General features: G+C 67.0%; 30 protein-coding genes. 13 read left to right on the top strand and 17 right to left on the bottom strand.

The features are described 5' to 3' along the window. Positions 1 to 16 precede the first annotated feature (16 nt). From ON31_RS06680 to ON31_RS06660, 5 genes are all read left to right on the top strand, one after another. Positions 17 to 787 (top strand): DNA-formamidopyrimidine glycosylase family protein, encoded by a 771-nt coding sequence (locus ON31_RS06680; RefSeq protein ID WP_039810465.1) that lies wholly within the window; start codon positions 17 to 19, stop codon positions 785 to 787. Positions 788 to 872: 85 nt separating this feature from the next. Further along, positions 873 to 1,454 carry a Uma2 family endonuclease gene (locus ON31_RS06675; RefSeq protein ID WP_039810462.1) on the top strand — a complete coding sequence of 194 codons (582 nt, stop codon included), beginning with the start codon at positions 873 to 875 and terminating at the stop codon, positions 1,452 to 1,454. Positions 1,455 to 1,581: 127 nt separating this feature from the next. After that, positions 1,582 to 2,061, top strand: a complete 480-nt coding sequence (locus ON31_RS06670) for a MarR family winged helix-turn-helix transcriptional regulator (RefSeq protein ID WP_039810461.1) — start codon at positions 1,582 to 1,584, stop codon at positions 2,059 to 2,061. A gap of 85 nt (positions 2,062 to 2,146) precedes the next feature. Further along, the gene (locus ON31_RS06665; protein ID WP_039810458.1) at positions 2,147 to 2,467 is read left to right on the top strand and encodes a DMT family transporter; all 321 of its coding nucleotides are present in this window, start codon (positions 2,147 to 2,149) and stop codon (positions 2,465 to 2,467) included. 32 nt (positions 2,468 to 2,499) lie between these two features. Then, positions 2,500 to 2,910: a DMT family transporter gene (locus ON31_RS06660; protein WP_051036939.1), complete on the top strand. Its 411-nt coding sequence runs from the start codon at positions 2,500 to 2,502 to the stop codon at positions 2,908 to 2,910. A gap of 103 nt (positions 2,911 to 3,013) precedes the next feature. Here ON31_RS06660 and ON31_RS06655 read toward each other — a convergent pair whose 3' ends face one another. The 4 genes from ON31_RS06655 to ON31_RS06640 all read right to left on the bottom strand — a co-directional run bounded on the left by ON31_RS06655 (position 3,014) and on the right by ON31_RS06640 (position 4,789). Continuing rightward, a complete protein-coding gene (locus ON31_RS06655; protein WP_039810455.1) occupies positions 3,014 to 3,280 on the bottom strand; it encodes a DUF4235 domain-containing protein in 267 nt (88 codons plus the stop codon). A gap of 4 nt (positions 3,281 to 3,284) precedes the next feature. Further along, positions 3,285 to 3,590: a DUF3618 domain-containing protein gene (locus tag ON31_RS06650; RefSeq protein ID WP_039810452.1), complete on the bottom strand. Its 306-nt coding sequence runs from the start codon at positions 3,588 to 3,590 to the stop codon at positions 3,285 to 3,287. Then, positions 3,587 to 4,024 carry a phage holin family protein gene (locus ON31_RS06645; RefSeq protein ID WP_255222007.1) on the bottom strand — a complete coding sequence of 146 codons (438 nt, stop codon included), beginning with the start codon at positions 4,022 to 4,024 and terminating at the stop codon, positions 3,587 to 3,589. Before ON31_RS06645 ends, ON31_RS06650 begins: the two co-directional genes overlap by 4 nt. 159 nt (positions 4,025 to 4,183) lie before the next feature. Beyond that, positions 4,184 to 4,789, bottom strand: a complete 606-nt coding sequence (locus ON31_RS06640; RefSeq protein WP_039810449.1) for a dihydrofolate reductase family protein — start codon at positions 4,787 to 4,789, stop codon at positions 4,184 to 4,186. A gap of 237 nt (positions 4,790 to 5,026) precedes the next feature. On the opposite strand from ON31_RS06640, the gene ON31_RS34535 reads away from it, so the two are divergent. Further along, positions 5,027 to 5,998, top strand: a complete 972-nt coding sequence (locus ON31_RS34535) for a DUF6630 family protein (RefSeq protein WP_051036938.1) — start codon at positions 5,027 to 5,029, stop codon at positions 5,996 to 5,998. A gap of 154 nt (positions 5,999 to 6,152) precedes the next feature. Here the strand turns inward: ON31_RS34535 and ON31_RS06630 are convergent, their stop codons facing one another. Beyond that, positions 6,153 to 6,488 (bottom strand): hypothetical protein, encoded by a 336-nt coding sequence (locus ON31_RS06630; protein ID WP_039810447.1) that lies wholly within the window; start codon positions 6,486 to 6,488, stop codon positions 6,153 to 6,155. A gap of 183 nt (positions 6,489 to 6,671) precedes the next feature. Here ON31_RS06630 and ON31_RS06625 point away from each other — a divergent pair, with 183 nt between their 5' ends. From ON31_RS06625 to ON31_RS06615, 3 genes are all read left to right on the top strand, one after another. After that, positions 6,672 to 8,051 carry a serine hydrolase domain-containing protein gene (locus tag ON31_RS06625; RefSeq protein ID WP_039810445.1) on the top strand — a complete coding sequence of 460 codons (1,380 nt, stop codon included), beginning with the start codon at positions 6,672 to 6,674 and terminating at the stop codon, positions 8,049 to 8,051. 34 nt (positions 8,052 to 8,085) lie between these two features. Further along, positions 8,086 to 8,820, top strand: coding sequence for a MerR family transcriptional regulator (locus ON31_RS06620; RefSeq protein WP_039810443.1), 735 nt, complete (start codon positions 8,086 to 8,088; stop codon positions 8,818 to 8,820). Positions 8,821 to 9,778: 958 nt separating this feature from the next. After that, positions 9,779 to 9,988, top strand: a complete 210-nt coding sequence (locus ON31_RS06615) for a hypothetical protein (RefSeq protein ID WP_218007291.1) — start codon at positions 9,779 to 9,781, stop codon at positions 9,986 to 9,988. Positions 9,989 to 10,428: 440 nt separating this feature from the next. Here the strand turns inward: ON31_RS06615 and ON31_RS06610 are convergent, their stop codons facing one another. The 3 genes from ON31_RS06610 to ON31_RS06600 all read right to left on the bottom strand — a co-directional run bounded on the left by ON31_RS06610 (position 10,429) and on the right by ON31_RS06600 (position 12,567). Further along, positions 10,429 to 10,884: a hypothetical protein gene (locus tag ON31_RS06610; RefSeq protein ID WP_039810439.1), complete on the bottom strand. Its 456-nt coding sequence runs from the start codon at positions 10,882 to 10,884 to the stop codon at positions 10,429 to 10,431. Between the two features lie 621 nt (positions 10,885 to 11,505). Next, entirely contained in the window at positions 11,506 to 11,985 is a 480-nt protein-coding gene (locus ON31_RS06605) for a DUF4265 domain-containing protein (RefSeq protein WP_039810565.1), read from the bottom strand. Positions 11,986 to 12,219: 234 nt separating this feature from the next. Beyond that, complete coding sequence (locus tag ON31_RS06600) at positions 12,220 to 12,567, bottom strand: hypothetical protein (RefSeq protein WP_174385103.1); 348 nt, start codon at positions 12,565 to 12,567, stop codon at positions 12,220 to 12,222. 9 nt (positions 12,568 to 12,576) lie between these two features. Between ON31_RS06600 and ON31_RS06595 the strand changes: the two genes are divergently transcribed. Continuing rightward, the gene (locus tag ON31_RS06595; protein ID WP_051036936.1) at positions 12,577 to 13,011 is read left to right on the top strand and encodes an SMI1/KNR4 family protein; all 435 of its coding nucleotides are present in this window, start codon (positions 12,577 to 12,579) and stop codon (positions 13,009 to 13,011) included. A 415-nt stretch (positions 13,012 to 13,426) separates the two neighbouring features. Beyond that, complete coding sequence (locus ON31_RS06590; RefSeq protein WP_039810434.1) at positions 13,427 to 13,885, top strand: hypothetical protein; 459 nt, start codon at positions 13,427 to 13,429, stop codon at positions 13,883 to 13,885. Between the two features lie 65 nt (positions 13,886 to 13,950). On the opposite strand, the gene ON31_RS06585 is transcribed toward ON31_RS06590, so the two are convergent. The 4 genes from ON31_RS06585 to glpD form a co-directional block, all read right to left on the bottom strand. Then, a complete protein-coding gene (locus ON31_RS06585; RefSeq protein WP_039810432.1) occupies positions 13,951 to 14,256 on the bottom strand; it encodes a transcriptional regulator in 306 nt (101 codons plus the stop codon). Next, positions 14,244 to 14,714: a hypothetical protein gene (locus ON31_RS06580; RefSeq protein ID WP_147287052.1), complete on the bottom strand. Its 471-nt coding sequence runs from the start codon at positions 14,712 to 14,714 to the stop codon at positions 14,244 to 14,246. The genes ON31_RS06585 and ON31_RS06580 overlap by 13 nt, the downstream gene beginning before the upstream one ends. Positions 14,715 to 15,128: 414 nt before the next feature. Next, positions 15,129 to 15,716: a hypothetical protein gene (locus tag ON31_RS06575; RefSeq protein ID WP_039810427.1), complete on the bottom strand. Its 588-nt coding sequence runs from the start codon at positions 15,714 to 15,716 to the stop codon at positions 15,129 to 15,131. Positions 15,717 to 15,881: 165 nt separating this feature from the next. Continuing rightward, positions 15,882 to 17,621, bottom strand: coding sequence for a glycerol-3-phosphate dehydrogenase (glpD, locus tag ON31_RS06570; RefSeq protein ID WP_039810424.1), 1,740 nt, complete (start codon positions 17,619 to 17,621; stop codon positions 15,882 to 15,884). A 194-nt stretch (positions 17,622 to 17,815) separates the two neighbouring features. Here glpD and glpK point away from each other — a divergent pair, with 194 nt between their 5' ends. Further along, entirely contained in the window at positions 17,816 to 19,312 is a 1,497-nt protein-coding gene (gene glpK, locus ON31_RS06565) for a glycerol kinase GlpK (protein WP_039810422.1), read from the top strand. Positions 19,313 to 19,321: 9 nt separating this feature from the next. On the opposite strand, the gene ON31_RS06560 is transcribed toward glpK, so the two are convergent. The 5 genes from ON31_RS06560 to ON31_RS06540 all read right to left on the bottom strand — a co-directional run bounded on the left by ON31_RS06560 (position 19,322) and on the right by ON31_RS06540 (position 25,612). Continuing rightward, positions 19,322 to 20,035: a chymotrypsin family serine protease gene (locus ON31_RS06560; RefSeq protein WP_051036935.1), complete on the bottom strand. Its 714-nt coding sequence runs from the start codon at positions 20,033 to 20,035 to the stop codon at positions 19,322 to 19,324. 144 nt (positions 20,036 to 20,179) lie between these two features. Beyond that, entirely contained in the window at positions 20,180 to 21,367 is a 1,188-nt protein-coding gene (locus tag ON31_RS06555) for an aminotransferase-like domain-containing protein (protein ID WP_039810556.1), read from the bottom strand. A 169-nt stretch (positions 21,368 to 21,536) separates the two neighbouring features. Beyond that, positions 21,537 to 22,832: a DUF8176 domain-containing protein gene (locus tag ON31_RS06550; protein ID WP_051036934.1), complete on the bottom strand. Its 1,296-nt coding sequence runs from the start codon at positions 22,830 to 22,832 to the stop codon at positions 21,537 to 21,539. 91 nt (positions 22,833 to 22,923) lie between these two features. Further along, the gene (locus ON31_RS06545; RefSeq protein WP_157533607.1) at positions 22,924 to 24,009 is read right to left on the bottom strand and encodes a hypothetical protein; all 1,086 of its coding nucleotides are present in this window, start codon (positions 24,007 to 24,009) and stop codon (positions 22,924 to 22,926) included. Between the two features lie 199 nt (positions 24,010 to 24,208). Further along, entirely contained in the window at positions 24,209 to 25,612 is a 1,404-nt protein-coding gene (locus ON31_RS06540) for an NAD(P)H-quinone dehydrogenase (RefSeq protein ID WP_039810419.1), read from the bottom strand. Positions 25,613 to 25,877: 265 nt separating this feature from the next. On the opposite strand from ON31_RS06540, the gene ON31_RS06535 reads away from it, so the two are divergent. After that, positions 25,878 to 26,357 carry a gamma-glutamylcyclotransferase family protein gene (locus ON31_RS06535; RefSeq protein ID WP_029925601.1) on the top strand — a complete coding sequence of 160 codons (480 nt, stop codon included), beginning with the start codon at positions 25,878 to 25,880 and terminating at the stop codon, positions 26,355 to 26,357. Positions 26,358 to 26,526: the final 169 nt, after the last annotated feature.

Genomic DNA, 26,526 nt, shown 5'->3' with positions numbered 1-26,526 from the left:
GTCCCACGGCAGCGATATGCCCGAGGGTGACACCGTCTTCCTCGCGGCCGAGCGGCTGCGCGCGGCGCTGGTCGGAAAGACGCTGACCCGCACCGATTTCCGCGTACCCCGCTACGCCACCCTCGACCTGCGCGGTGAGCCGTTGGACAGTGTCGGCAGCTACGGCAAGCACCTGTTCGTCCGCACCCCGCGCCTCAGCATCCACACCCACCTGAAAATGGAGGGCACCTGGCGCGTCTACACCCCTGGACAACGCTGGACCAAGCCGGGTTTCACCGCCCGCCTCATCCTCGCCACCGCCGACACGGAGGCGGTCGGCTTCTCCCTCGGCCAGGTGGAGGTGCTGCCCCGCACCGACGAACACACCGCCACCGACCACCTCGGCCCCGACCTGCTGGGTCCGAATTGGGACCCCGACGAAGCCCTCCGCCGCCTGCGCACCCACCCTGACCAACCCATCGGCCTCGCCCTCCTGGACCAACGCAATCTCGCCGGAATCGGCAACATCTACCGCAGCGAAATCTGCTTTCTCCGCAAGGTCCACCCCGCCACCCCGATAGGTCACATCGACGACCTCCCCGCCCTGGTCGACGAAGCTCACCGAGTCCTCACCCAGGCCGCCCACCACCCCCCATGGCGAGCTTTGGCCTACGGCCGCCACCACCGCCCCTGCCCCCGCTGCGCCACCAACCTGCTCGCCCGCCACCTCCCCGACCCCGACGAACCCACCCGCGCCGACCGCAGCATCTACTTCTGCCCCCGCTGCCAGCCCCCAGCATTCGAATAGGTCCCGCGCCGGGCTGCGGACCAGCGAATACGGCGTGTCGTGTGCAAGACTTGCCTAGGGTTCGTACCCGCGAAGGGAGGCAGCGGTGAATGTCGTGTCCTGGCCGGACCGTCTCTTGACCCTCGACGACTGGATCGCACTCCCACACGAAAACAATCGCTGGTATGAACTCGTCGAGGGGGTTCTCGTCGTGTCGCCCAGGCCGATGTCCCAACACCAGCGCGCCATGTGGCGTCTGGCCGCGCAACTCGAACCGCAGTTGCCGACCGACCAGGGCGTCCTGACGGAGGTCGAACTCGTCATCGAGCCGGGCACACCACCGACCGTCCGAGTCCCCGATGTGCTGGTCGTCCCGACGAGCCGTATAGCCGCCAATCTGCCCCGCTGGGAACCCGCGGACGTGCTGCTCGCCGTCGAGATACTCTCCGACGGCAGCCGACGCACCGACCGCGTCACCAAGTTCGCCGAGTACGCCGAAGTAGGTATACCCCACTACTGGCTCATCGACCTTGACGAACCGTCGAGCCTCACCGCGTTCCAGCTCATCGGCGAACACTACGAAAGCGCGGGCGAGTACTCCGGCCGGGCAACGCTGGCCGTCGGGAACAGTCGCATCATGCTCGATCTGGCCGCTCTGACCAGCGCACGCCCGGGCGGTGCCGATTGAACGCGGATGGCCCGGATCGGTCGGGCCGCGGTGAGCAGATACCGGCGATCGGGACAAGCGTCTGCGGCCGAGGGGCGGTCTGCGGGTGCCACTGGTGTTGTCGCCGCGAACCTGTTACGGTACATGCATGTACATGCAATCACCTGACACGAAACGGGTGCCACGGAGTGGCGTCAGCGCCGCCTGGTCGAAGGTTGCCGCGCTGACCTCCGCCGTGGACGCGAACCTCGATCGGTGGCTCGCCGATACCTATCGCGTCGGGCTGACGGAGTTTCGCGCGCTGAGTTTGGTGAGCCAGTCCCCCGAAAAGGAGTTGCGCGTCAACGATCTCGCGCAGAGCGTCGGCCTGAATCAGAGTTCGGCGACGCGCTTGGTCACCCGCTTGGAGTCGAAGGGTTACGTCCGTCGCGATCTCTGCGCGGACGACAAGCGCGGCGTCTATGCGGTCATCACCGAACAGGGCGAGGCATTGGTCCGCAGTGCGCGATCCCCGTACGAAGATCGCATCACCGAACTCCTGACTGCGGCTTCAGCACACTTCCCCGGCGTCGATATCAGGCAGCTCGGATCGGCCCTGCGGGAGATCGAAGCACTGCTCGATTCCTGAATTATCCGCTGTCACAACATCTTTCTTTGTTGCCATATATCTGCATGTACATGCATTTATAATCCAACCTGAAAGGAACTTCACCATGAGCTGGCTCTACCTGGGCATCGCGGTCATCTTCGAGGTCGCCGTCGGCATCGCCGCGGGCAAGGCACAGGGCTTCACAAACCTGCGGTGGACGATCGGCACGCTCGTCAGCGGCGCGATCGCCACCTTCTTCCTCAGCCTCGCCCTGCTGACCTTCGACGTCGGTGTCGGATACGCCCTGTGGACCGCACTGGCCGGCGTCTCGATCGTCGTCATCGGCGCGCTGTTCCTCGCACAGCGCCTGACCTGGAAGAAGCTCCTGGGCATCGCCGTCGTCATCGTCGGCGTCGTCGGACTCAATCTCGCCGGAACCGTGTAACCCCCTCCCCCATTCGTGAAAGGACAACTCCAATGACCACCACGCCACTTTCGGCACCCGCAACGGTCGAACAGAAGACCGGGCCCTGGCTGGCACTCCTGGCAGCCGGCGGTTTCGAGATCGGCTACGCCCTCAGCGTGAACGGCAGCGAGGGATTCACCAACCCACTCTGGTCGGCCGTCGCCATCGTCTTCTTCCTCTTCACCCTGTACTTCCTCAGCGTCGCCTTGAAGAAGATCGACGTCGGGATCGGGTACGCCGTATGGGCCGGTATCGGAGCCGTCGGCGCAGCCCTCCTCGGACCGGTCTTCTTCCACGAAACCCTGACCCTGGCCAAAGCATTCTGGCTCGCGGTCATCATCGGCGGAGTCATCTGGCTCAAACTCGCGGACAGCGCCACACTCGACCGCACCCGAGACGTGCCTGCCGCCGCACAAGCCTGACGCACAGCTGAGCACCGCCGCGTGATTCACCACGCGGCGGTGCTTTTCACTGTCGTGCCGGAGTCATCGTCGCCCGAGACCGTCATGACAGCCGCCGGGCGTGTCAGCTGGGCCAGGTGCCGGTCAAGCGGTGGGTGGTGGTGGCGCCGGCGCGGTCGACGGCGGCCTTGACTCCAGCGAATATCGCCCCCTGGACGACGGCGGCGAGCAGGACCTCGCGCCAGCTTCGATCCGGGTCGGTTGCTTCCGGGACCTGCTCGTCGTGGCGGAGCATCTTCCAGGTCTGCTTGAATACCGCCGCGGCGAGCAGGCCGCTGACCGCGCCCAGGACGAGACCGATCGGCTTGTAGGCAATGTCGACTGATTTCACTGGATCACCCGTTCCGTCGGCGACGCACCGCCCACACCGCGATCACCACGCCCGCCACACCCGCGAGTACGAGGCCGGGGTGACTGCGTGCCTGCTCGGCGGCGTCGGTGGTCTTGTGCTTCAACTGTTCCGCCTTGGCGGCGGCCTGGTGTTTGGCCACCTCAGCCCGGTCCTGCGCGCGGGCCTTGACGTCCGTCTTGGCCGCGAGCGCTTCGACGGTGTGCCCGAGTTCTTCACGGGTGTGCTCGACCTGCTCGCGCCGCTCGTCGACGGAAGCCGCGGTCTTCTTCTCCGAGTCCGGCTGATTCATCGGTGTGCGCTTTCCTTGATCTGAGCGATATCGGCTTTGACGGTTTCGATGGTTTGCTCGGGTGTCGGCGGGGTGGCGTGATCGACCTCCTTGCGGCCGATCAGCGCCAGCACCGCGGTGATCACGGCGAGCAGGGCCGTGACGATCAGCGCCGACGCCCACATCGGCAAGGCCACGGCCAGCGCCGCGATCACGGTGAAGACCAAGGCCTGCAAGGTCAGGAATCCGACCACGGCGGCACCGCCGAACAGCCCGCCGCTGATTCCGTACCGCTTGCCCTTCTCCCGCATCTCCGCCTGTGCCAGCCTCAGCTCCCCACGCACCAGCTCGGTGAGCTGCTGCGACGCCTGCTGCACCAGCTCACCGACCGGCTCCCGGCTCGGATCGTGGGTGGCTGGCCCGGGTCCGATGTGCTGCGATTGCGCACCCGACACGGCAATCACCTCCGCATTCACTGTCGCTCGACCGTCGCGTCCGGGGACCCCGAACGCCTCTGTCAACGGCCTACCCAAACCCGTGCGTCTGACACAGCGGCAACCCGCACGCGAGCGGCCCTACCGGGAAGATCCGGCCGTGAACGCGGATGCGTGACGTTACGCAGGGGCACCGAGGGGCGGGTGTTCGAGGACGCGGGGCCGGTACTCGACCAGCTGGGTACGGCCGTCGAAGGTGCGATGCCCGATCATCTCGAGCGCGACGTCCGGATAGCCGTCGTAGATGCGTTCCGCACCCGTGGCACCGGTGATGACCGGGAACATCACGACCCGGAACCGGTCGACGAGCCCGGCCCGCAACAGGGAACGGCACAGGCTCAGGCTGCCGATCGTGCTGAGCGGCCCCGAGCCGTTCGATTTCATGGCGCGGACCGTCTCGATGGCGTCGTCGCGGACGAGCGTGGAGTTGGCCCACGTCAGCGGCTCCTCGAGCGAGGCGGAGAACACCACCTTGGACGCTCGCGTGAGCCCGTCGACCGACGCCTCTTCTTCGGGCCTGAATTCGTCCTGACCGTCCGGGACCTCACCGGCGGCGAAGCCCGACATCAGGCGGTAGGTGTTGGCTCCCATCAGATAGGTCGGCTCGGGCTGCTCGCCGAGCCAGGCGAGATACTCCGGGCCCTCGAGGCCCCAGAAACCGGGCCACCCCTCTCCCGATGCATAGCCGTCGAGGGAGGTGATGAAGTCGACGAGAAGCTCAGACATGGCGGTGTCCTTTCCACGGTGTCATGAGCTTGGACCGGCCTGAGGCCGCAAATTCATCGGCTCCCACGCGCAGACTGCGACAGTGTGGAACGCCATCCCATCGACGAATCCGCCGATACCCCTTGGCGGGCCATGAAGCGCTCCGCCCGTTGACCCTCGCTGGGCGGGCCCGAGATCGGTTGGTATCGGCATGAACTGGCACCGGAGTGTGTCGGCCCCGCTGGCTATGGTTCGGGCATGGCGGAACTACCGAACAAATCAGTCCTCGTCCGCACGTGGTTCGGTGACGACCGCGAGTGGGGGACCTTGGTCCGAGAGACCTTGACACCCAGCGGGGAAGGGTTCCTGGCATACACGACGCTGGTCGACGACCCGGCATTCGAGGGCCTGAGCCCCGAAGCGCTGCGGGCGAAGCATCCGGGCGGGGCGCTGGTGTCCTTCCTCGCGGATGAGGTCACCCTCACCCATCCCGAGCATCCCATCCTGGCAGTCTGGAGCCTGCCGCCCCGGGGTGACAACCGAGTCGGCTACCGGCCGTTCCGGGTCGTGCCCGCTCAGTTGGCTAGCGTGGAGAACAATATCAACGAAGCGAACTTGGACTGGGCAGACTTTGCGGACAGGGTGGACGCGGACGGCATCTACCGCGGCGAAGTGGTTGCGAAAGAATCCGATTTCGACTTCAGCGTGCGGTCCATCATGGCGCAACGACTGGTCCACCTCACCCCGGGTCTCGCCGAATCGCTTCGCTCCGCCGAATCTCCGGACGGGATCGCGAGTATGGCGATCATCTCCCGCGAGCAGGATCCCCGGTCTGTCCGCGAGCAGTTGGCAACGCTGAGGTCCTGTCCTGCGGCGCTGTCCTGGGATTGGGTCGCCGCGTTCAACGCCGAACATGCCGACAGCCCTCGCGCCGACTACATCGAGGCGTTCCTGGAAGAGATCGGTGAGCACGCTTTTGCCCTCGGAACCGTACTGGCGTCGCTGAACTCCGGCGAAGACTACTACCTGGTCTTCGTGACACCGACCCAGTTCGAAGAGCTCTCTCGGCTTCTCACCCAGCACCGGATGGGCGTTGAAAGCGTACGGCGTGACAGCTTTACGTCCCGCATCACCCCGGAACAGAGCGCCGCGATCAAAGCCTGGGCCCGAACCCATGGCAGCAAGCTCACCGCCCGCGGAGCAATCACCTGGATCGAAGACCCATCCTGAAGTCGGCAGATCCGTATGCTCGTCGGCGGTTGCCGCAGCCCGCGCCGAACCGCGGCGAACGAGTACGTTCCGGCCCGCACTGGCCGTTCCGAATAGCGCGGACTCGACAATGCCGGGCGACAACTTTCCCCTCCCGCTGAAGTCCGCTTATTCCTCAGACGACGGAAGGGCGGCTCAGGCTCGACCATAGCGGGCGGCCCTGTTCGGCGAAACGGCGCGCAAGCTCACGGCGAGCAATGTCGTCACCGATGGCGTTGTTCACGCAGAACCGGCCCTCGGCAGCGGTCAACAGCTTCACGTTGACCAAGCGGATCGAGGAAAGCGGACCCGCGACCGTCGCGACAGTCATCGTATCGCTGTCGGCGGGTAGGTCCGCGGAGATGCCATACACCTCGAGCTCATAGCCATTGGTCGGTTCGGCGTCATCCCATGCGGTGGGGTCGGCGAGACCGCTGCTGGCAACTCGCAGACCGGGACGGTCGTAGTGCATCGAGAATCGGCGCGGTGCTCGACGACGGCGTAGGTCAGTTCCTCCACCCACTGGGTGACCGAGCCTCCTATCCAGCTGCCTTCCACACGGTGCCGTCGTGCGGGTGGGCAGGTCGGGCCGTTGCCGGAAAGATCTCCCCCAGGGCTTGACCTTGCCCCAGGGGCAGGGTTCGAGCATGAAGGCATGAGCGAAACAGCACAGAAACTGTCGGAATTCGTAGCGGTGTCGGCGGAGAGGTTGGGTGTGCCGGGCGTCGCCGTTGGTGTATCGGCCTGTGGTCGAGAAGATTTCGCATGCCACGGGGTGACGAGCGTGGACAATCCGCTTCCGGTGGACCAGGACACCATGTTCGCGGTCGGTTCGGTGAGCAAGACATTCACCGCGACCGCGTTGATGCGGCTGGTCGCGGAGGGCCGGGTGGAATTGGATGCGCCGGTGCGGCGGTATGTCCCGGAATTCGCTCCGACCGATGCGGTCGCGGAGGAAATCACCGTGATGCGGCTGCTCAACCATACGGCCGGGCTGGAGTGGAAGTTGGGCGTCGATACCGGCGAAGGCGACGACGCTTTGGCGCGGCACACGGTGAAACTCGCCGAATCGCCACTGATCGCGCAACCAGGAACGCGGGCGTCCTACAGTCAGGAAGGTTTCAACCTGGCTGGCCGAGTCATCGAGAATGTCACCGGATCAACCTTCGAAGGGGCCATCGGGTCGCTGTTGTTGAAACCGCTCGGACTGGCACACAGCCACTACATGGTCAACGCCACCATGACCCGGCGGTTCGCGGTGGGACACAACGCCGACGCGGACGGCGCACTCACGGTTGCCAGGCAGTGGAAGGACAACCGCTCCAACAACCCCGGCGGCGGCATGGCGACGTCGGTGCGGGATCTGTTGGGCTGGGCTCGGTTTCATCTCGGCGACGGCCGGGCCGAGACCGGCGAGCGCATTCTGCCCCCGGAGTTGCTGCACCGGATGCGGCAGCAGACGGTGGAGTTGCGCGGCACCACGCTGGGTGACGCCTTCGGCATCTGCTGGTTCCTGCGCGAGGTGGACGGTGTCGCGACCATTGGTCACGGCGGATCGGGCAATGGCCAGTTCGCGGACCTGCTCATCGTGCCGGAGCGCAACTTCGCCGTGGTTGTGATGTCGAACGCCGGACCGGACGCGGGACTGGTTTTCAACCGGGACTTGGTGAATTGGGTGCTGGAACATTACCTCGGGGTGGTCGAGCGTGATCCGGAACCGCTGCCCTACGACCAGGCGCGGGCGGCGGAGATCATCGGGTATTACGAGAACGAAATGATGCGGCTCACGCTCACTGCTGAGGGGACAGCGGTCACGATCGGATGCGCCATCAAACCGGATGTCCGTGCGGCCGCGGACACCGAGATGCCGCCCGATCTGCCACCGGCTATCCTCGGCCTGCTGCCTGGCGGGGCGGACGAGTACATCGTCACCGAAGGTGGTCTGCGAGGACAGCGTGGGTTCTTCACTCGTGCGGAATCCGGTGCCGTGACCGGAATCGATCTCGCCGGGCGGTTGTTCGCCCGGGTGGGATGACCGCCACGGAAGACATACCAGTGAAGGAACACGCATGATCACGATCGGGCAGCTCGCACAGTATGCCGGAGTGACGGTCAAGGCTGTGCGCGTTTACCACGAGCGCGGGCTGCTGCCCGAGCCCGCGCGCGACGCCTCAGGCTATCGTCGCTACCGCGCCGAAGACGCCATCGATCTGGTCAAGATCAAGACACTGGCGCGCGCCGGTGTTCCCTTGGCGCGGGTCAAACTCTTGCTGACGGCGAACGCCGACGATTTCGCGACAGCGATCGCCGAGATCGACCGCACGCTCGCCGAACGCGCCGACGAAATCCGCCGCACCCGCGAACAGATCGCCGGATTGGGCTGCGGCGATCGCCTGTTCGTGTCCGACGATGTCGCCGACTACCTGGACCGCCTGCAACAACTCGGGGTCAGCGACCGGGCAGTCCGGATGGAGCGCGACGTCTGGATTCTGATGCAATCGGTAGCTCCGGAACAGGCGGCGGCCTGGATCGCCGACAAGCTCGACGCCATCGACGACCCGCAATTCCGGGCGATCTACCTCGACTACGACGCGGCGTTCGATTGGTCTGCCGACGACCCGCGCCTGCTGGACCTGGCCGACCGCACCCGACGGTGGCAGACCGCCAGGCACCTCGGAGCCGAACGAACGGCTCCGGCATTGGACCCGAAACTGACCCGCCTGGTCAGCGAATCCGTCGGAATCACCTCGCCAGCCTGGGAACGTCTCACGCAACTCGCGCAGAGGGCGGTCGTCGAACCCTGATTCGGCACCGCCAGAGCACTGTCGGTCCGAGGCCATCCGATCGACGGCTGGTCGAGACTGGTGCCAGGGTCGTAACTCGGCCAGTGAAAGGGTTCCGTTGTCCGGTCATGGATCTCCCTGGCTCCGGTAGCCGCCATATGGCGTCGAATACCAGCAGATTTCGACGACTACGACCAGTATCTAGCGCTGAAACCAGAAAGCGAGGCGCACAAGAGGTTTGTCCAGCAGTCACTACGGGAAGCCGGTCGCCGCCACCTGGTACCCCACGGATTCCGAGCCGTCGGCTCCAGCGGTCGTCAGTGGATCTACGACGGCGGCTGGTGGCTGTGCAACGTGTACTTCGAGCGTTCGATCCGCTCACCGCGTGGTGTCGGAGTTGTTCTACGACACCGCCGATGACCACCGCCATCTGGCCTTGCTGGCTGCGGCCGAGCGGCCCGGACCGAAGTATTGGGCCGGAGAGCGCGTCGAGGGTGAGCACTGGCGCCTGGATGCCTACAACCACGCCACCGCACTCGGGGTAACCGGGGATACCGATGCCGCGCGGGAGGTCCTCACCGCGGCTGCTGCCAGGGTGCGCAAACCAGGAGAGACCCCTGCGCCACCGACCGCAGCACAATTCGAACCACTACGACTCGCAATGACCAGCCCCGAGGCATGCCGCAGCTACGGACCAAGCGATCTCGTCGCCACTGTTCGAAGCGCTCTGCATCGTGGATCTCCACACCTATCAGACGTTCGTGAGCGAGAACTGGACCTTGGAGTCCCTGTTCGGGCACTTCGCATCAGAAATGGAGCGACGAAAAATCCTGCTCTGGGGCACAGAGGGTGAGGCAGATGGCGGATCGACGTATCCGCCTCATCGGTGGAGCCGCAGTTCCCAATCGCCCGGCAAGCCATCGGCCCGATCACCGTAACCAAGGGCGAGCTGATCGTCGTGAACTATGAAATCCTCACGATGGCCGGACAATTCGAGGACCAATGCATCGACGGGGAAAAGGACTGGTACGGCTCCGGCATCGAACTGCCCAACGGCGACTACGTGTGCACCGTCAGCCAACTCACCGAACCCGAACTCAGCAGGACACACGACGGCCCGGACTTCCACCTCCAGCTCATCCCCGGTGAGACACCGAAATGGACCAGCACCGCCTGGTTCGACCTCTGACCTGAGATAGCTGGCAAATAGCTCATCCGCCGTTTGAGGCGAGTGAGACATCGGCGGTGCAGGATGTTGGCCGCACTCGAGCATCTGCCTCGACGCGGATCTCGCCAAGCGATCGATCCGAATGCCGACCCGGATACGAGCCCCGGCCTTCTCCCACTTCCGTGCAGTTTTCTGCGCTTCGCCCGGGTGGCTGTGCGACAAGATCCGAAACCCCTTGGGCTCGGGCGTCGTAGCCTTCCCGTCGTCCGTGGCCAGCAATCCGGTCGGTGCGACATGCTCACCCTGTATGTGTTGCAGTGCCCGCACGAAAATCTCGAACTCGTGGCGACGCTCAGCAGCCAGCGCGGTGCCGGCGTTCCACGGAGAACTCGTCGAACAGGTCCGACGTCGTTGCCATTCGATCGGCACGAACATGAACGGCCCGGAATCCACTCGGATCGTCACTCTTCATCTGGGCCGACCTGTGGGCCGACGGCCTTTCCGATCTCGGGGCGGCTACGCTCTTCGAGTTCGGAGCGCTCGGGCTCGACTTGGGTATCGAATGAGCAGCCGCAGAACCAGTGTTCGATCTCGTCGACTTCGGACCAGCCCGTGGGTTCGGCCATGCGTATCCGGTCGCGCGTGACCAGCACCTTGGTGATCCCACCGCACTCGTGGAACAGGATCAGCTCGACATTGTGGCTCCATGACGAAGTTTCGATCAACACCCGCTGTAGGTCGAGAAGGAGCGGATCGTCCTTTGAGCCGTAGAACTTGCGCTCACTGCGGCTTGCGATCGGTAGACGAGACGATCCATCCCCGCCGGTGCCGAAGTGCAGCTCGGGATGGGCCTCGACAAACCATAACGGCAACGCGAACGGCAGATCCTCAGAGATCACCACAGTTCTGAAGCCCACACCGACCCTCGTATCGTCTCGTTCGTGCGCAGTGTCCTCACAGAGGTTGGGTCTATCTTGCAGCTACCTGCATTCAATGGCGTTGAATGACACCGCTGCTACACACCTGGCGGCAAAGGCCCGTTGTAGCGCGGAATTCGACAGAGGGTCAAAGCGCCGATATCTGCGGTTCGCCGAGGGTCTTCAGCCCTACCTGCGAGGCCAGCCAACTGGCTCGTTCGGGATGGAACTGCTCGGCGTGGATGTAAAGGGTGTGGTCGAGTCCGAGTTCGGGTACGGGTGGCAGAGAATCGAAATCCCATCGGACAGCCGCCATCTCGCCCCGGCGGCCTCCAGCGCGGATTCGACCGATCCCGGTTCTGCGCACCAGAGTTGGAGGTGTATCGGCAGGCTTCCGTGTGGATCGTCGCCACTTTCCGACCACGTCTAGCGCCTCAGCGATCTCGAATGTCCGAAACGCTGGAAACGCGGAAGAGTTTCCCACTGGTCGGATTCTTACAGCTTCAGCTGATCCACGCGAGGGGTTTGCTCCCTGCCTTCGGCATTACGAGGCATTCGCCTGACACGCCGAGGTCGCTGGATACCGTGCCCGTGGCGTCGGAAGTAGTGGACAGCTCGGCACTACAGGCCAGCCGCCGCCCGCCATTCATCGGTGACGGAACCTTCCTCGTAATGCCACCGACCCTCCTCCTCGCCCGCAACCACCAGCCGTTTCACCGCGTGCAGGTCGGCACTGGCCGGCACATGCAGGGCGACCAGGTTGAACTGGGCAAGGCCCTCGCCCTCAACCCCCAACGGCGCGAACGCATCCAACACCGCCTGCCTGGCCGCAACCTCACCGCCGCCACCGATCGGGATGATGCGAATGGTGCAGTTGTCGGAAAACTCCACCACTTCCTCGACCCACAACACGCCATCGTCATCAGCGGCGACCCGCACAACGTCCCCGGACGCGAACCCACGAACGAAGAACGGGATGTTGTTCAACGCAACGCAATCTGCGTTGCGCCGGTTCGCCCACATACTCTCGGCCCCGACAGGAGGCCATCCGCTCTCATCTTGCGGCAGCCGGAAAACGACCTTCACCAACTCACCCGACATCGTTACCTCCTGTCCCGCTACCACCTGGACAGCATGTCAGCTCGCCCCGATCCCCGCAGCAGTCCCTTTCCGGTTGTTTGGTTGCGGGTCGCCCACCGTCGTGTGGTGTGGTGGGTGACCTCGGTCGGAGGTTCCCGCAGTTCGACTCGCAGGCCGGGACGGTCGTGGTGCATCGAGATTTCCGCACCGGGCAAGCCTGTCCGGATCTGTCTGGGTCGTCGCGCCGGATGCGGGTCAGTGCTGGGCTATTGCCTCGCGGACGGCGGGCACCACCTCGAACGCCCACCGGTCGACCGTGTCGTCGCTGATGATGTCGCCGGGGCGGGTCAGGTAGACGAACGCACCGGCGCGGTGTTCGGTGACGGCGTAGGTCAGTTCCTCCACCCACTGGGTGACCGAGCCTCCGATCCAGCGGCCTTCCGCGGAGCGGGTCCGGGGCAGCGGGTCGCGGGTCGCGGGTCGCGGGTCGCGGGAGATGGTGCCCGCGACGTTGTAGATGGTGGCGATGTCGGCGGGATTTCGGCCCGCGGCCGCGGCGGCCTCGTCGATGATGGGCCGGCCCGGGCACTGCTCGAACATCACAACGGCACTGTGTACGTCGACGGGAATGCCGTCGAAGGCGCCGAGTTCCTGCCGATGGCGTACATGCTCGACTCGATCGACCGGATCCTCGACGGTCACGAATGGCGCACTACCTTCAGCGCCGAGAATCGAGCGTCGGGAATGCCCGAGGAAACACTTTACGGCCATGCCCACCAATGGGTTCCGATCGCTCACTCCATCGACGCCGGCATCTTGTTCGTCGAGCACCGCCCCGGACCGACCTACGGTCATGTCATCGAATTGAGTATCGGCTCGGGCGCTTTCGAAGGCACCCTGTGGGCCGAAACGCTGCTCGAATTCTTCGACACCCTCACGCACTCGCTCGACACTCGCACCCCCTTTCACGACCAGACCCCCAGCCTGCGAGAGTCGAACCTCACCGCGAAGAGCTACCTGCACTGGGACTTTGACTGCGACGAGTGAACCTTCCCGCTCGCGACACGCGCACACTGGCCGAAAAGCTGCCAATCGCCCTCGGAGACACCGATTCCCCGGATGTCTACCTGGACCAGGGCGTACCCGGCCTTGACCAGATCCCGGTCCTGGATAGCGCCCTGGGCCAGTCCGGCATCGAGTTGCATGATCGCGTGCCGGGGTCCGCCTGTTGGCCAAGGGATTTGGATGGGCCTCCAACGCGCGGGTCGCGGCAGATCAGTGCGTCCGGAGAAACGAGCATAGTCGTCGGATGATCGGTCGACGGCACAGCACTCAATAGCTGTCCTGCGGCACTCAGCAGGCAGTCGGCCTCGACGAGTTCAGTAGGCTGCCGACCATGAGTCCTCTCTGGCGCGGGGCAACCCGGATATTTCTGCGCAGCGGCCTGGTTTTCGGCATTGTGATGGCGCTCTATCTGGGATTGATTTCCGGCTCCGTGTGGGCTGGCGTGATCGCCGGATTGATCGGCGGGCTCCTGTTCGGTGCCATCATCACTGGACTGTCCATGATGCGGGCACGACGCGATGGCACCGGCCACGAGCTCGGAGCCGCGGTGCGCCAGCAGGTTTCGATCGACGTGCAGCGGCCCGCCGGGGAGGCGTTCGCGATGGCCGAACGAGTACTGGCCGAGGTACCGGCGACCATCACGCGGCGCGATCCAGCCGCTGGTGCACTCACCGCGCGCACGAAGGTGTCATGGATGAGCTGGGGCGAGAACCTGCAGGTGGTGGTGACAGAGCGGCTCGACGGCAGCACTGTGGCGGTCTCCAGTCGTCCGCGCCTTCCGATCACGACCGTCGACTACGGCCGCAATCTCCAGAACGTGCGGTCGATTGTGCGGGCGCTGACCGTACCGGCGTAGTGGCCAACCCGCAGTCGATAGGATCTCGCACAGGCGATGCGTCCGCAGGACCGCTCGAGATTCGGTCACGGTTCAGGCGCGGCCTGTCCGCCTTTGCGGGTGAGGGCGGCGAGGGCGGCTAGGTGAGCGTGGTAGGCGGTGCGGCCCTTGGGGGTCAGGGCCAGCCAGGTTCTGGGTTTGCGGCCGACGTAGCCCTTGGTGACGTCGAGGTAGCCGGCGCTCTCGAGTGTGGTCATCGCTTTGGACAGGGTGGATTTGTTGAGATCGCACATCTCGGCAATGACGAGGAATTCGGCCTCGGCGCAGCCGTCGAGGAATGCCACGAGCTTGAGGCGTGGCACAGTCGCGAACAGTTCGTTCAGTTCTTCCATGGCGCATGCCGCAATCGCGATTTCCACGACGGGCGTGCCGACACGTACCAAATCCACACGCCCAGAATCAGACTGGTCAGCAGCCGCGGCCACACCCGGTACTCGGAGTTCACCCAGACCAGGCACGGCACGATGACGAGCGCCAGCCACCACACGGCCTCGTCCTTCCACGGCGATGGCTCACGCGGGACGACCCCGCGTGCACGCCGCAGATCCCGCATCCACCAGAGGACCTTGAAATTCGCAACGATGATGACGATTCCGGCGACCACAAGGATCGCTCTGACTACCAGCGACAGATTGTCCTCGATCACCGTCTCGATCAGCAGCATGGCCAGCGCCGTGAGCACACCAGCCGCAACAGGCCCCCACCTGGGCACCGCAGCAGCCTCATGGGCCCGCCGGGTCGCGGCGGCTGCGGTGTCCAATGCCTGTTGTGGGGTCTGAGCGTCCTGCATGGATCAACCGTACGTACGCAGATTTCCATTTGGCAACTGATTTCCATGTGAAATAGGCGCACCTAGGTCGCTCATCGGCCTTACAGGGTGTTCGTCTGACAGGCCGAGGTCGGTGGGCACGCGTGCCGGTGACGTCGGAAGTGGTGGATGTCATTCGGCCTCGGCTGCGCGCTGGCTATCACGCGGGCGAGGGGGGCGGGGTGGTGCGCTGGTTCGGGACTCGTCCCAGGCTTGGCGGAGGCCGCTGATGCGGAGCGGAGGTAGCCGATCGCGGTGAGGCGAAATCTCACGATGAGGTCCGTTCTGTCGGGATGTGGGTGTCGGGCCGGTTTCGATGACACACCTCGCGGCGGCGACATCCGGTGGGGGTCAGACGCGGCGAGCGGGCGCGACAACTGGCCGCGGGCGGCAGTATCAGCTGAAGTACAGCACGTCGACCCCCGGAGCATTCTGCTTCACAGCTTGCTCCAGCCGCGTGCGATTCAATTCCCAGCCGATGATCCGCCTGCTCGCCGTGAACAGTCCCGGTGACGGGTGTGGAATGCCGAAATCATGGACGCCGTCTCGCCATGAGGCGGGCGGATTCGGCAATGCCGATGGTCGATCTCGCGTAGTCACGCAGATGTAGGTCAAGGGATAGCGCCCAGGTTCGGTCACCACCGCAACCGAGGTGAGCTGGGACCACGGAACGCGCACAATCTCTTTCCGGTGACCCAGGATCGGAGACTCGCCCAGGGTGATTCCGGTGGCGTCGACACGCAAGGCGACACGACGTGACCACGTCAGGTTCAGGATCTGGTAGAGGTACACCAGACCACCCCCGCCGAAGAACCCCAGACATGCGATCCGTAGCAGGAGCGGACAGCTGGGAAGGAAAGCAACGAGAGCGAATCCCGCGCACACGGAGATCGTCGATACATCCCGCACGGTGAAACCGAACCGAACCTCGTAGACCGGGTTGCCCACCTGCCCATCCTGATCCGTCACTTCGTACTCCTGCACCGGCCGATGGGACGGCCCTCGCCGAGGACGCTAACCGCTGGGCATTAACGAACCATTGGCATCCGCTTGGAACAGAGTGCGCAGGTGAAAGACATACTTTCCGGCCTACGGAGCACCAGCGCCCCACCACAGGTGGGGCGCTCGCCGTATCGCTATCCCCTTCGATCAGTCGGCGGTGAGCGGAACCGGGTCCAGGACTTCCCGGCGCGCCTCCGGCGCTTCCAGGCGCAGCGCGTCGGCGGAAGTGTCGTCGGGCTGGGTCTGGGATTCGATCTCCGCGCGCACCCGGGCCTGGTAGGTGCTCACCTCGCGGGCGATATCGGCCTCTTCCCAGCCGAGCACCGGGGCGACCAGGCGGGCCACCTGGTCGGCGCAGTCGACACCGCGGTCGGCGTATTCGATGGAGATGCGGGTGCGGCGGGCCAGGATGTCGTCCAGGTGCAGCGCGCCTTCGGCTGCCGCCGCGTACAGGGCCTCCACCTGAAGGTAGGCGGGGGCGGCGGTGATCGGTTGCAGCAGATCGGGTTTGCCGTCCGCCAGGCCGAGCACCTCGTCGATGAGGGAGCCGTAGCGGTTGAGCAGGTGCTCGATGCGGTAGGGGTGCACGCCGTACTTCTCGGCGAGATGCGGGACCTGGTTGAGCAGGGCGTGATAGCCGTCCGCGCCGAGCAGCGGCACCTTCTCGGTCACCGACGGCGACACCCGGCGCGGGATGTCCACCAGCGCCGCGTCGACGGCGTCGTAGGCCATCACCCGGTAGGTGGTGTACTTGCCGCCCGCGATGGCCACCAGGCCGGGCGCGATCCGGGCCACCGCGTGTTCGCGCGACAGCTTCGAGGTCTCGTCGCTCTCCCCCGCCAGCAGCGGGCGCAGGCCCGCGTACACGCCGGTGATGTCGGCGTGCGTGAGCGGCGTGACCAGCACCTCGTTGATGCGGTCGAGCAGGTAGTCGATATCGGCCTTGGTGGCGGCCGGATGCGCCAGATCGAGATTCCAGTCGGTGTCGGTGGTGCCGACCACCCAGTGGTTGCTGCCCCACGGGATCACGAACAGCACCGAGGTGGGTGTGCGCAGGATCAGGGCCGCGTCGCTGGCGATGCGGTCGCGCGGCACCACGATGTGCACGCCCTTGGAGGCTCGCACATGGAATCGGCCGCGCACATGCGACAGCGCCTGGATCTCGTCGGTCCACACGCCGGTGGCATTGATGACCACGCTGGCGCGGGCCTCGGTGGTGCGGCCGTCCTCGCTGTCGCGCACCTTCACACCGACCACCCGGTCGGCCTCGCGTAGGAAGCCGACCACCTGGGTGGAGGTGCGGATGGTCGCCCCGTAGTGGGCGGCCGTGCGCGCCACCGTCATGGTGTGGCGGGCATCGTCGACCAGCGTGTCGTAGTAGGTGACGCCACCGGTCAGCGCGCTGCGCTTGAGCCCGGGCGCCAGCCGCAGCGCCCCGTGCCGAGTCAGATGATGCTGTCCCGGAACGGATTTCGCGCCGCCCATGGTGTCGTACAGCAGCAGGCCCGCGGACACATAGGGGCGCTCCCAGCCGAAATGGGTCAGCGGGTAGAGGAACTTCAGCGGCTTCACCAGATGCGGTGCGAGCTTGGACAGCGCCAGCTCCCGCTCCCGCAGCGCCTCGCGCACCAGCCCGAACTCGAACATCTCCAGGTAGCGCAGGCCGCCGTGGAACATCTTGGAGGAGCGGCTCGAGGTGCCCGCCGCCAGATCGCGCGCCTCCACCAGCGCCACCTCCAGACCGCGGGTGGCGGCGTCGAGCGCAATACCCGCGCCCACCACGCCGCCGCCGATCACGATCACGTCGAACGGCTCCTTACCGAGCCGTTCCCAGGCAGCGGCACGCTGCTCCGGGCCCAGGAACTGAGAGTGCGGGTGCTTCGCCATGCTCGACTCCTCCGGCCGACCGGCGCGCCGGAGGCTCCGGCGACGCGGCATTCGTATCGATGACGCTCGTGGCTCTGGTGCGGTTGCCCACGGGTAACCAGACACCAGCCTAACGCGGTCGTTCGCGACAGGAAGGAACGACGGGGCCTGTGTCATCCGCCCGTATCGGCCCGTTCGCACGGTAGCCTGCTCCAATGCGTCGCTATGTGGCCGCCATCGATCAGGGTACGACCTCGAGCCGGTGCATCGTCTTCGACCAGCGCGGGTCGATCGTCGGCGTCGCGCAACGGGAGCACGAGCAAATCTTTCCGCAGCCGGGCTGGGTCGAGCACGATGCCGAAAGCATCTGGCGCAATACCGAATCCGTGATCGCCGAAGTCCTGGAGAAGACCGGCCTGAGCGCGAGTGACATCGCCGCCGCCGGAGTCACCAACCAGCGCGAGACCACCGTGGTGTGGGATCGCGGCACCGGCAAGCCGATTCACAATGCCATCGTCTGGCAGGACACCCGCACCGCCGCGCTGGTCGGCGAACTGGGTGGCGGTGACGGCCCGAACCGGTACGCCGATCGCACCGGCCTGCCACTGTCCACCTACTTCGCCGGTCCCAAACTGCGCTGGATTCTCGATCACGTGCCCGGGGCGCGGGAACGCGGCGAGAACGGCGAACTCTGCTTCGGCACCATCGACAGCTGGGTGCTGTGGAACCTCACCGGCGAGCACATCACCGACGTCACCAACGCCTCGCGCACCATGCTCATGGATCTGCGCACCCTGCAATGGGATCCGGAGATCTGCGCGGAATTCGGGGTGCCCGTCGCGATGCTGCCCACCATCCGCAGTTCGTCGGAGGTGTACGCGGACATCACCTCCGGTGCGCTGCGCGGCGTTCCGGTGGCGGGCATTCTCGGCGATCAGCAGGCCGCCACCTTCGGACAGGCGTGCCTGTCCCCCGGCGAGGCCAAGAACACCTATGGCACCGGCAATTTCATGCTGATGAACACCGGCACCACCCCGGTGTTCAGCGAGCACGGGCTGCTCACCACAGTCTGCTATCGGCTCGGTGCGGAACCGGCCGTGTACGCGCTGGAGGGCTCCATCGCGGTCACCGGCTCGCTGGTGCAGTGGCTGCGCGACAATCTCGGCCTGATCAGCACCGCCGACGATGTGGAGGAGCTGGCCCGGTCGGTACCCGACAACGGCGGCGTCTACATCGTGCCCGCGTTCTCGGGACTGTTCGCACCGCGCTGGCGTCCCGACGCCCGCGGCGTGGCGGTGGGGCTGACCCGATTCGCCAACAAGGGCCACTTCGCCCGAGCCGCCCTGGAGGCCACGGCTTTTCAAACCCGCGAGGTCCTCGACGCCATGCGCGCCGACGCGGCCGCCCAGCGGCTGGACGTGGAGCTGGTGACCCTCAAGGTCGACGGCGGCATGGTGGTCAACGACCTGCTCATGCAGTTCCAGGCCGATATCGTGGACGCCCCGGTGGTGCGCCCGGTCGTCACCGAGACCACCGCGCTCGGAGCCGCCTACGCGGCCGGGCTGGCGGTCGGCTACTGGGCGAGCACGGACGACATCCGCGCCAACTGGTCGGAGGACAGGCGCTGGAAGTCCACCATGACCGATACCGACCGCGACCGGCTCATGGCCGAGTGGAACAAGGCGGTGGAACGCACCTACGACTGGGTGTGAGCGGGCGAATCACGCAGGTATGAGCCGGAATCCGGCTCCGGCACCACCCCGCCGATCGAGGTCCGCCACGATCGCGGTCATGGCCGTCGCGCCGCCGGTGAGCCACTGACTGGCCACCAGCGCGTCCCCGACGACGATGGGAGCCCCGGAATCGCCGATGTTCTCGGTCACCGAATTCACCACATAGGGGCCGACGGTGCCGAGCATCACCCCGCACGTCAGACCGGTGGTGATGCCCAGCTTGCACAGCGTCGTGCCGGGCGGCGGCGGTGAGGCGATGCGGCGCACCGGATTTCCGACCACGGTGGGCAGCGGTGTCACCACGGACCGGTCGAAAACGATGACGGCGTAGTCGAGTCCGGGCCCGTTCGGTCCGGGCACGAGCGGATTGCCGCCGCTGATGAACTCCACCCGGCCGACCACGACGTCACCCGCGGGTGATACCGCCACCACCTCGTCCCCGGGCCACTGCCGCCCCTGCCGGTCGTAGACGCAGTGCGCGTTGGTGATTCCGATCAGATCGCCGTGGCGGTCGTAGCCGACGGCGGTGAGGGTGCAGAACCACATCCAGGTCGCCTCCGCCAAGGGCACGCCGTGCAGCATGGCCACCCCCATGCCGCCGCCGAGAGCGATGGCGGGGCGCGGGGCGGCCTCGGCGCGCACGACGCCCATACAGAGCAGCGCACCGGCCGCCAGCGCCGCGGCGAGACGGGAACGCCTCATGCGGCCGTCGAGCCGAGCAGGGAATCGCCGAAACCGCCGGGGACAGCACCGAATCGCACCGCATTCCTTCCGTCGACCGCACGGGAGCAGCCGTGATCCCGTGTCGGGGAAGACGATACGTTCCGGCCCTCGGACCGTGGACGGTCAGCCCCGCCCGGCGGCGTGGGCGCCGGCCAAGCGGTCGATCGCCCGGCCCAGGGTCTCCGCGTCGGAGGTGGTGAAGCACAGGCGCATGGCGTGGCTGTAGTCGGTGGCGACCGCGAAGGCCGAACCGGGCACGTACGCGACGCCCGCGTCCAGGGCGGCGGGCAGCAGGGCATCGGTATCGGTGCCGTCGGCGAAGTCCACCCAGACGAACATGCCGCCCGCGGCGTCGGTGCTGACCACAGCGTCGCCGAAGCGGGCGCGCACCGCGTCGACGAGCGCCTTGGCCCGGGAGCCGTAGGCGGTGCGCACGGAGTCGACATGCGCGGCCAGCCATTCGGCGTCGGCGAGGAGGTCGGTCACGATCTGCTGGGTGAGCGCGGAACCGCACAGGTCCGCACCCTGCTTGAGCAGCTCCACCGCACGGCACACCCGGGTGGGCGCGACCATCCAGCCCACCCGCAGCGCGGGTGCGAGGATCTTGGACGAGCTCGACAGCCGAATCACGTTGGGCGAGTACGTGGCCACCGGCTCGGGGGACGGCCGGTCGAACCAGAGCTCACCGTACGGGTCGTCCTCGATGATCCAGAAACCGTACGTCTCGGCGAGTTCGGCCAGTTCCCGGCGACGCTCCGGCAGCAGCGTGACACCACCGGGATTGTGGAAGTTGCTGACGGTGTGCACGACGGCGGGCCGCGCACCGCGGGCCAGCAGTTCGCGCAGGACGTCGAGGCGCATACCGTCGGCGTCCAGGGGCACGGCCTCGATCCGCGCCCCGGCGGCGCGAAAGACCTGCAGCGCACCGACGTAGGCCGGATCCTCGACCACCACCAGCGCACCCGGATCGAGCAGCACCTCGGCGAGCAGGGACAGCGCCTGCTGCGAACCGTGCGTGACGAACACCTCGTCGATCGGCACCGGGCGGGCCAGGCGGGTGGACTCACGTGCCGCCAGCACCTCGCGCAGCGGACCCCAGCCCGGCGATTCGGTGTACTGCAAGCGCGAACGGTCCGTGAGGGCGGCGTCGGCGGCGCGGGCGATGCGATCACGCGGCATGAGTTCGGCATCGGGCAAACCACCGGCAAGGCTGATGATGTCGGCGCGCGCGGTGAGTTTGAGCAGATCGCGAATCGCCGAACTCCGCAGCCCGTCGAGACGCTGGGACAGGGGTGGAGTGAGCGGCGACATGGACACCTCCGAGGGAAAGCCGGGGTTCGCGGAACTCCACTGTTTCACAGCGCTACCAGAATATGAAATGTGATTCTCATATTCTGAGATCTTCTGAGTTCGATCCGGTACCGGGGCGCGTACAGCGGCCGCACCCGCGCAGGCGGCGGGCCCGACCCGCCGCCGTCGCTCAGGGACGCTCGTTGATGGCGACGATCAGATGCCTGCCGTCCCGGTTGACCGTGGTGATGTGCTGCCGGTACACGGTGGTGGTGCCGTCCGGGCGGTGCTCGGTGAGGTCGGCGTCGAAGATGTCCGGGGTGATCTCCACAATGCGCAGGCAGTAGGTGGTGCCCGCCGGAATCACCTCGTCGATGGCCTGCTGAATGGTGTCGGCCGGGGAGATGTTCAACGCGTCCGGAGCCACGAACTCGCGCGCCTTGGTGCCGCTGCGCTGCGCGTAGAAGGCGTGCTGGAAGCCCAGGATCGCCTCCGCCCCGGAGGCGGTGGACCCCGGGCCGTTGCCGACCGTGACCTTGCCGTCCTTGCGGGCCGGGCAGCTCAGGGCGGCACTGCTCGTGGCCGCCGCCCCGGTGGTGACCGGAAGCGGATCGGCGGACGCACCGTCGTCGGATCCGCCGCCCCGGGTGATCAGCGCGACCGTGACGACCACGGCGATCAACGCCACGACCGCGCCCGCGACCAGCAGCAGCCGACCCCGCCCGCGGCTCTCCGGCTCGGGTGGCGGTGGCGGCGCGGTCTTCGGCGCGAGCATCTTGCCGATGGGATCATCCGCCCACGACAGCGATTCCCGTTCCGTGCCGGTGGATTTCGACGCCGAGGTGGACGAACGCGCCGGTTCCGGCGCGGTGGGTGGCGGGTAACCCGACTCGCCGCCACCGCGCAGCCACGACGACTCGCGACCGGAGTTGGTGGTATTGATCCCGCCCGCGACGGCCCAACCCGAGGACTTCTTCGGCGCGGGCGGCACCTGGTCGCCGGACAGGCGCACGGTGGCGTCCGAGTTGGCGGCGGAATCGAACCGAGCGGTCGGCGGCGCGGGAGCCGGTTCCGGCGCGTGGTACTGCGGTCCGTCCACCGGCCGCCACCCGATCTCGGGGCTGGGCGACGGCGGCGCGGCCGGAGTCCACGCCGCGGCACCCGAATCGGGGGCCTTGCCGAACTCCGACAGCGGCGGACCGAAATCGGAGAGCGGCGGACCGAAATCGGCGACCGGCGGGCCGAATTCCGTCAGCGGCGGGCCGAAACCCGCGTCTTCCGTGCCGTTTCGCGCGCTGTCGGGAAAATCGCGGCGCGACAGCTGCTCGGTCTCCTGCGCGTCCGGATCGGCCGTCGGCTCCGCGTCGGCCGTCACCGCATCGCGCGACAACTGCTCCGTGGGGCGCGACTCCAACCCGTCCGACTCCGGCGGGAGCCCGGACTGCGCGTTCGCGGCGTCCGCGGTCTCATCCTTGCCGGAACCCATCACCGGTGTCCTTTCCCCACGCATGCACTGAGGGCGGCCGCGAACGACCGCCCCCACGCGACAAACTCAGCTGCCGGATTCGACCCCGAGGTCAGTACTGGACCGAACCACCCCACTGGGTGGTCGCACCGCCGACCTCGATCGTCTGGGCGGGCAATTCGCCCTGCGGGAGCTTACCAATTTCGCCCAGCGCCGCCAGTGCCGCGGAGCCACCCGGCTGCAGACGGATCCAGCCTTCGGCGGCCGCCTTGGCCGCATTGGCCTGGGTGGTGTCCACGGTGAACTCGACCTTGCGGTCCTCGGCGCCGCCGCCACCGACGAAGCCGGTCACCTTGATGGTATTGGCCTCGATGAACTCCAGCGAGACACCGGCCTCACCGTAGCCGCCCGGGGTGCTGTAGCCGACGGTGCCGACGTAGCCGTCCAGGTTGCTGAAGTGGTGGGTGTTGGCCGCGAAACCGGGCAGCAGCGCACCGCCGTCGACGTTCGCGCCGACCTCGGTGTGCGGGCCCGTCATCTCCACCACGGGCGCGGCGGGAGCGGTCTCGACCACGGGGGCCTCCCAGCGCGGCTGCACCGTCTCCGGGCTCGTCAGGGTGTCGACCGGGGTCTCCTCGTCCGGCTGGACCGCCTCCGCGTCGGCCTCGGGGGCCTGCGCCTCCGGCTGCGCCGGAATGGTTGTGCCCGGCTGGCGCGGGGTGTTCACGGCGGGCTCGGCCGGATTCTGCTGACCCGGCACCGGCAGCGGCGCCACCCGCGGGGTGGTCACACCGGGCTGCGAAGGCGACGGCTGCGGCGTCTGGGCACCGGGCTCGGCCGGTGCGCCGGGGTCGGTCTGGGTGCCGGGCTGCGTCGTGCCGGGCTGCGTGGTCCCCGGCTGCGTGCCCGGGGTCTCCCCCTGCGGTACCGGCTGCTCCGGATTGACGCCCGGCTGGCTCGGCGTGGGCCGGTTCTCGGGCTTGCGGGTGTTGTCCGGCTGCGGGGCCGGGGCGCCACCCGTGCGGGGCTGCACCTCCGGGTTCTCGGCCTCACCCGGCTGCGCCGGCGCGGTCGGCGAGGCGTTGGGATCGTTCGGAACGGCATTGGCCGGGGTGGACATCAGTGTGGCCGCCACGGCCGCACCCGCCACCGTTAGGGAGGTGCTCACCTTCATGCGGTTCGGCTTGCGGTGCTTCACTTCTCGTGTATCCCTTTCGATCCCTCATCCCGCGCGCGTCACGCGGGTGACCGCGAGTTCGCACCGGTAGGGACCGGAAAGGGTTGCACCCCCGACAATCTCGCGATCGCCCGACCGATCGCTTTCCCGCCGCGAAGTGAATCACACTGCGCGGCCAGCGGCAAGGCGGCAGGTGTTCCCACCACCGGATGTTCACCCGTCAGTCGAGATCATCATGACGCATGAGCTGGCGCGCCGCCTCGGTAACGGAGCCGGTAAGGGAGGGATACACCGAGAACGTCTGCGCCAGATCGTTCACCGTGAGGTTGTTCTGCACCGCCAGCGCGATCGGCAGGATCAGCTCGGACGCGATCGGGGCCACCACCACGCCGCCGATCACCACACCGGTCGCCGGACGGCAGAAGATCTTGACGAAACCCCGGCGCAGGCCCGACATCTTGGCGCGCGGGTTGGTGTTCAACGGCAGCATGACCGTGCGGGCGGGAACCTCGCCGTTGTCGATGGCGGTCTGGCTGACGCCGACGGTCGCGATCTCCGGGCGGGTGAACACCGCCGAGGCCACGGTCTTGAGGCGAATCGGCTGCACGCCCTCGCCCAGCGCGTGGTACATGGCGATACGGCCCTGCATGGCGGCCACCGAGGCCAGCGGCAGCAGGCCGGTGCAGTCGCCCGCGGCGTAGACGCCCGTCGCGGTGGTGCGCGAGACGCGATCGACGCGCAGGTAACCCCCCTTGTCGAGTTCGATGCCGAGACGCTCCAGGCCCAGCCCCTGGGTGTTGGGCACCGAGCCCACGGTCATCAGGGCGTGCGAGCCGGTGACGGTGCGGCCGTCGGAGAGTTTCGCCACAATGCCGTCCGCGGTGCGCTCGACCGTGTCGGCGCGGGCGTGCTTGACCAGTTCCACACCGCGCTCGGCGAGGGCGTCCTCGAGCACCAGCGCGGCGTCGGCGTCCTCACCGGGCATGACGCGGTCGCGGGAGGAGACCATCTTCACCTTCACGCCCATCTCGGTGTAGGCGGAGACGAACTCGGCGCCCGTGACACCGGAGCCGACCACCACCAGGGTCTCCGGGAGTTCCTTGAGGTCGTAGAGCTGCCGCCAGTTGAGGATGCGCTCGCCGTCGGGCTCCGCGCCGGGCAGCACGCGCGGGCTGGCACCGGTCGCGATCAGCACCACCTCGGCCTCGAGCACGCGCTCCTGACCGTCGAAGGTGGTGGCCTTCACCAGGTGGGTGGCCAGACCCGGGGCCTGGTCGATGATCTCGCCGCGACCGTGCAGCACGGTCACACCCGCGGTCTGCAACTTGGTCTTGATATCCGAGGACTGCGCCTGCGCGAGCGCCTTCACGCGGGAGTTCACCTCGGCCAACCGCACCTGCGCCTGCGACGGGTGCACGGTGATACCCAGATCGCGGGCGCGCCGCAGATCGGTGCGCACCCCGGTGGACGCGATGAAGGTCTTGGACGGCACGCAATCCCACAGCACACACGCGCCGCCGATGCCGTCACTGTCGATCAGCGTGACCGGCGCCCCGTGTTGGGCCGCCACCAGCGCCGCCTCGTATCCGGCGGGGCCGCCTCCGATGATCGCAATGCGGGTCATTGTTCCTCCGCTTCAGCTCGGCAACCGGGATCTCCGGCGCCTACCAAACTGTATTTTCCGCCCTCCGCCTCGTTCCCGGCGGGTGCGGGCCGGTCAGCCCGCCTGTCGAACGCGTCACACTGTGTTTGATTTGCCCTCCGGGCGGATTCGCGCCGCGAATCGACCGGTGTCCGGATGCGGGGTGTTCGGCAGGCGGGTACAGCGGCGAAGGGCAAATCGGAGACAGCTGGAACATACGGGGGGCTACATTCGATAGGCTCTAACAGTGCCGATTTACGCCGCCTATGGATCCAACATGGATCCGGAGCAGATGCTCAAGCGCTGTCCGCACTCCCCCGTGTACGGAACCGGCTGGCTGGAGGGGTGGCGCCTCACCTTCGCCGGGGACGACATCGGCTGGGAGGGACCGCTGGCGACGGTGGTCGAGGAGCCCGGTTCGCGCGTGTTCGTCGTCCTCTACGACGTTCCCGACGACGATGAGGTGAGCCTCGATCGCTGGGAGGGCTCGGACTTCGGGATCCACAAGAAGATCCGGCTCCGCGTCACCCCCAGCCCCGGCACCGGCACCCAACCGGTGTTGGCCTGGCTCTACGTGCTGGACGCCTATGAGGGCGGCCTGCCCTCGGCGCGCTACCTCGGTGTGATCGCCGACGCGGCCGAAAAGGCGGGCGCGCCCGAGGATTACGTGCACGCGCTACGCACCCGCAACTCCAAGAACGTGGGTCCGGGCACCTTCGGCCTCTGACCCACCCCTCGCGCCCGTACGCGCATCGTTCCCGCCGCGGGCCCGGCACCGCTGGTCGGCGACAGGGGTGCCGACCCGCCTGCCCTGCAGATTCGATCGCCTGACCTACCGACACGAGCGGGCGACCTACCGACACGAGCGGGCGACCTACCGACACGAGCGGGCGACC

The sequence above is a fragment of the Nocardia otitidiscaviarum NBRC 14405 genome, assembly GCF_000308635.1.
In the GTDB taxonomy this organism is placed as follows: domain Bacteria; phylum Actinomycetota; class Actinomycetes; order Mycobacteriales; family Mycobacteriaceae; genus Nocardia; species Nocardia otitidiscaviarum.
This window is presented reverse-complemented; position numbering and strand designations above follow the sequence as displayed.

Bases quoted from the DNA above. Each gene is read 5' to 3' on its own strand.
- ON31_RS06665 (WP_039810458.1), top strand. From the start codon at position 2,147: ATGAGCTGGCTCTACCTGGGCATCGCGGTCATCTTCGAGGTCGCCGTC.
- ON31_RS06630 (WP_039810447.1), bottom strand. From the start codon at position 6,488: ATGCACTACGACCGTCCCGGTCTGCGAGTTGCCAGCAGCGGTCTCGCC.
- ON31_RS06625 (WP_039810445.1), top strand. From the start codon at position 6,672: ATGAGCGAAACAGCACAGAAACTGTCGGAATTCGTAGCGGTGTCGGCG.
- ON31_RS06680 (WP_039810465.1), top strand. From the start codon at position 17: ATGCCCGAGGGTGACACCGTCTTCCTCGCGGCCGAGCGGCTGCGCGCG.
- ON31_RS06660 (WP_051036939.1), top strand. From the start codon at position 2,500: ATGACCACCACGCCACTTTCGGCACCCGCAACGGTCGAACAGAAGACC.
- glpK (WP_039810422.1), top strand. From the start codon at position 17,816: ATGCGTCGCTATGTGGCCGCCATCGATCAGGGTACGACCTCGAGCCGG.
- ON31_RS06650 (WP_039810452.1), bottom strand. From the start codon at position 3,590: ATGAATCAGCCGGACTCGGAGAAGAAGACCGCGGCTTCCGTCGACGAG.
- ON31_RS06590 (WP_039810434.1), top strand. From the start codon at position 13,427: ATGGCGCTCTATCTGGGATTGATTTCCGGCTCCGTGTGGGCTGGCGTG.
- ON31_RS06540 (WP_039810419.1), bottom strand. From the start codon at position 25,612: ATGACCCGCATTGCGATCATCGGAGGCGGCCCCGCCGGATACGAGGCG.
- ON31_RS06580 (WP_147287052.1), bottom strand. From the start codon at position 14,714: ATGCAGGACGCTCAGACCCCACAACAGGCATTGGACACCGCAGCCGCC.
- ON31_RS06670 (WP_039810461.1), top strand. From the start codon at position 1,582: ATGTACATGCAATCACCTGACACGAAACGGGTGCCACGGAGTGGCGTC.
- ON31_RS06585 (WP_039810432.1), bottom strand. From the start codon at position 14,256: ATGGAAGAACTGAACGAACTGTTCGCGACTGTGCCACGCCTCAAGCTC.
- ON31_RS06640 (WP_039810449.1), bottom strand. From the start codon at position 4,789: ATGTCTGAGCTTCTCGTCGACTTCATCACCTCCCTCGACGGCTATGCA.
- ON31_RS06550 (WP_051036934.1), bottom strand. From the start codon at position 22,832: ATGGGTTCCGGCAAGGATGAGACCGCGGACGCCGCGAACGCGCAGTCC.
- ON31_RS06560 (WP_051036935.1), bottom strand. From the start codon at position 20,035: ATGAGGCGTTCCCGTCTCGCCGCGGCGCTGGCGGCCGGTGCGCTGCTC.
- ON31_RS06615 (WP_218007291.1), top strand. From the start codon at position 9,779: ATGGCCGGACAATTCGAGGACCAATGCATCGACGGGGAAAAGGACTGG.
- ON31_RS06605 (WP_039810565.1), bottom strand. From the start codon at position 11,985: ATGTCGGGTGAGTTGGTGAAGGTCGTTTTCCGGCTGCCGCAAGATGAG.
- ON31_RS06620 (WP_039810443.1), top strand. From the start codon at position 8,086: ATGATCACGATCGGGCAGCTCGCACAGTATGCCGGAGTGACGGTCAAG.
- glpD (WP_039810424.1), bottom strand. From the start codon at position 17,621: ATGGCGAAGCACCCGCACTCTCAGTTCCTGGGCCCGGAGCAGCGTGCC.
- ON31_RS34535 (WP_051036938.1), top strand. From the start codon at position 5,027: ATGGCGGAACTACCGAACAAATCAGTCCTCGTCCGCACGTGGTTCGGT.
- ON31_RS06555 (WP_039810556.1), bottom strand. From the start codon at position 21,367: ATGTCGCCGCTCACTCCACCCCTGTCCCAGCGTCTCGACGGGCTGCGG.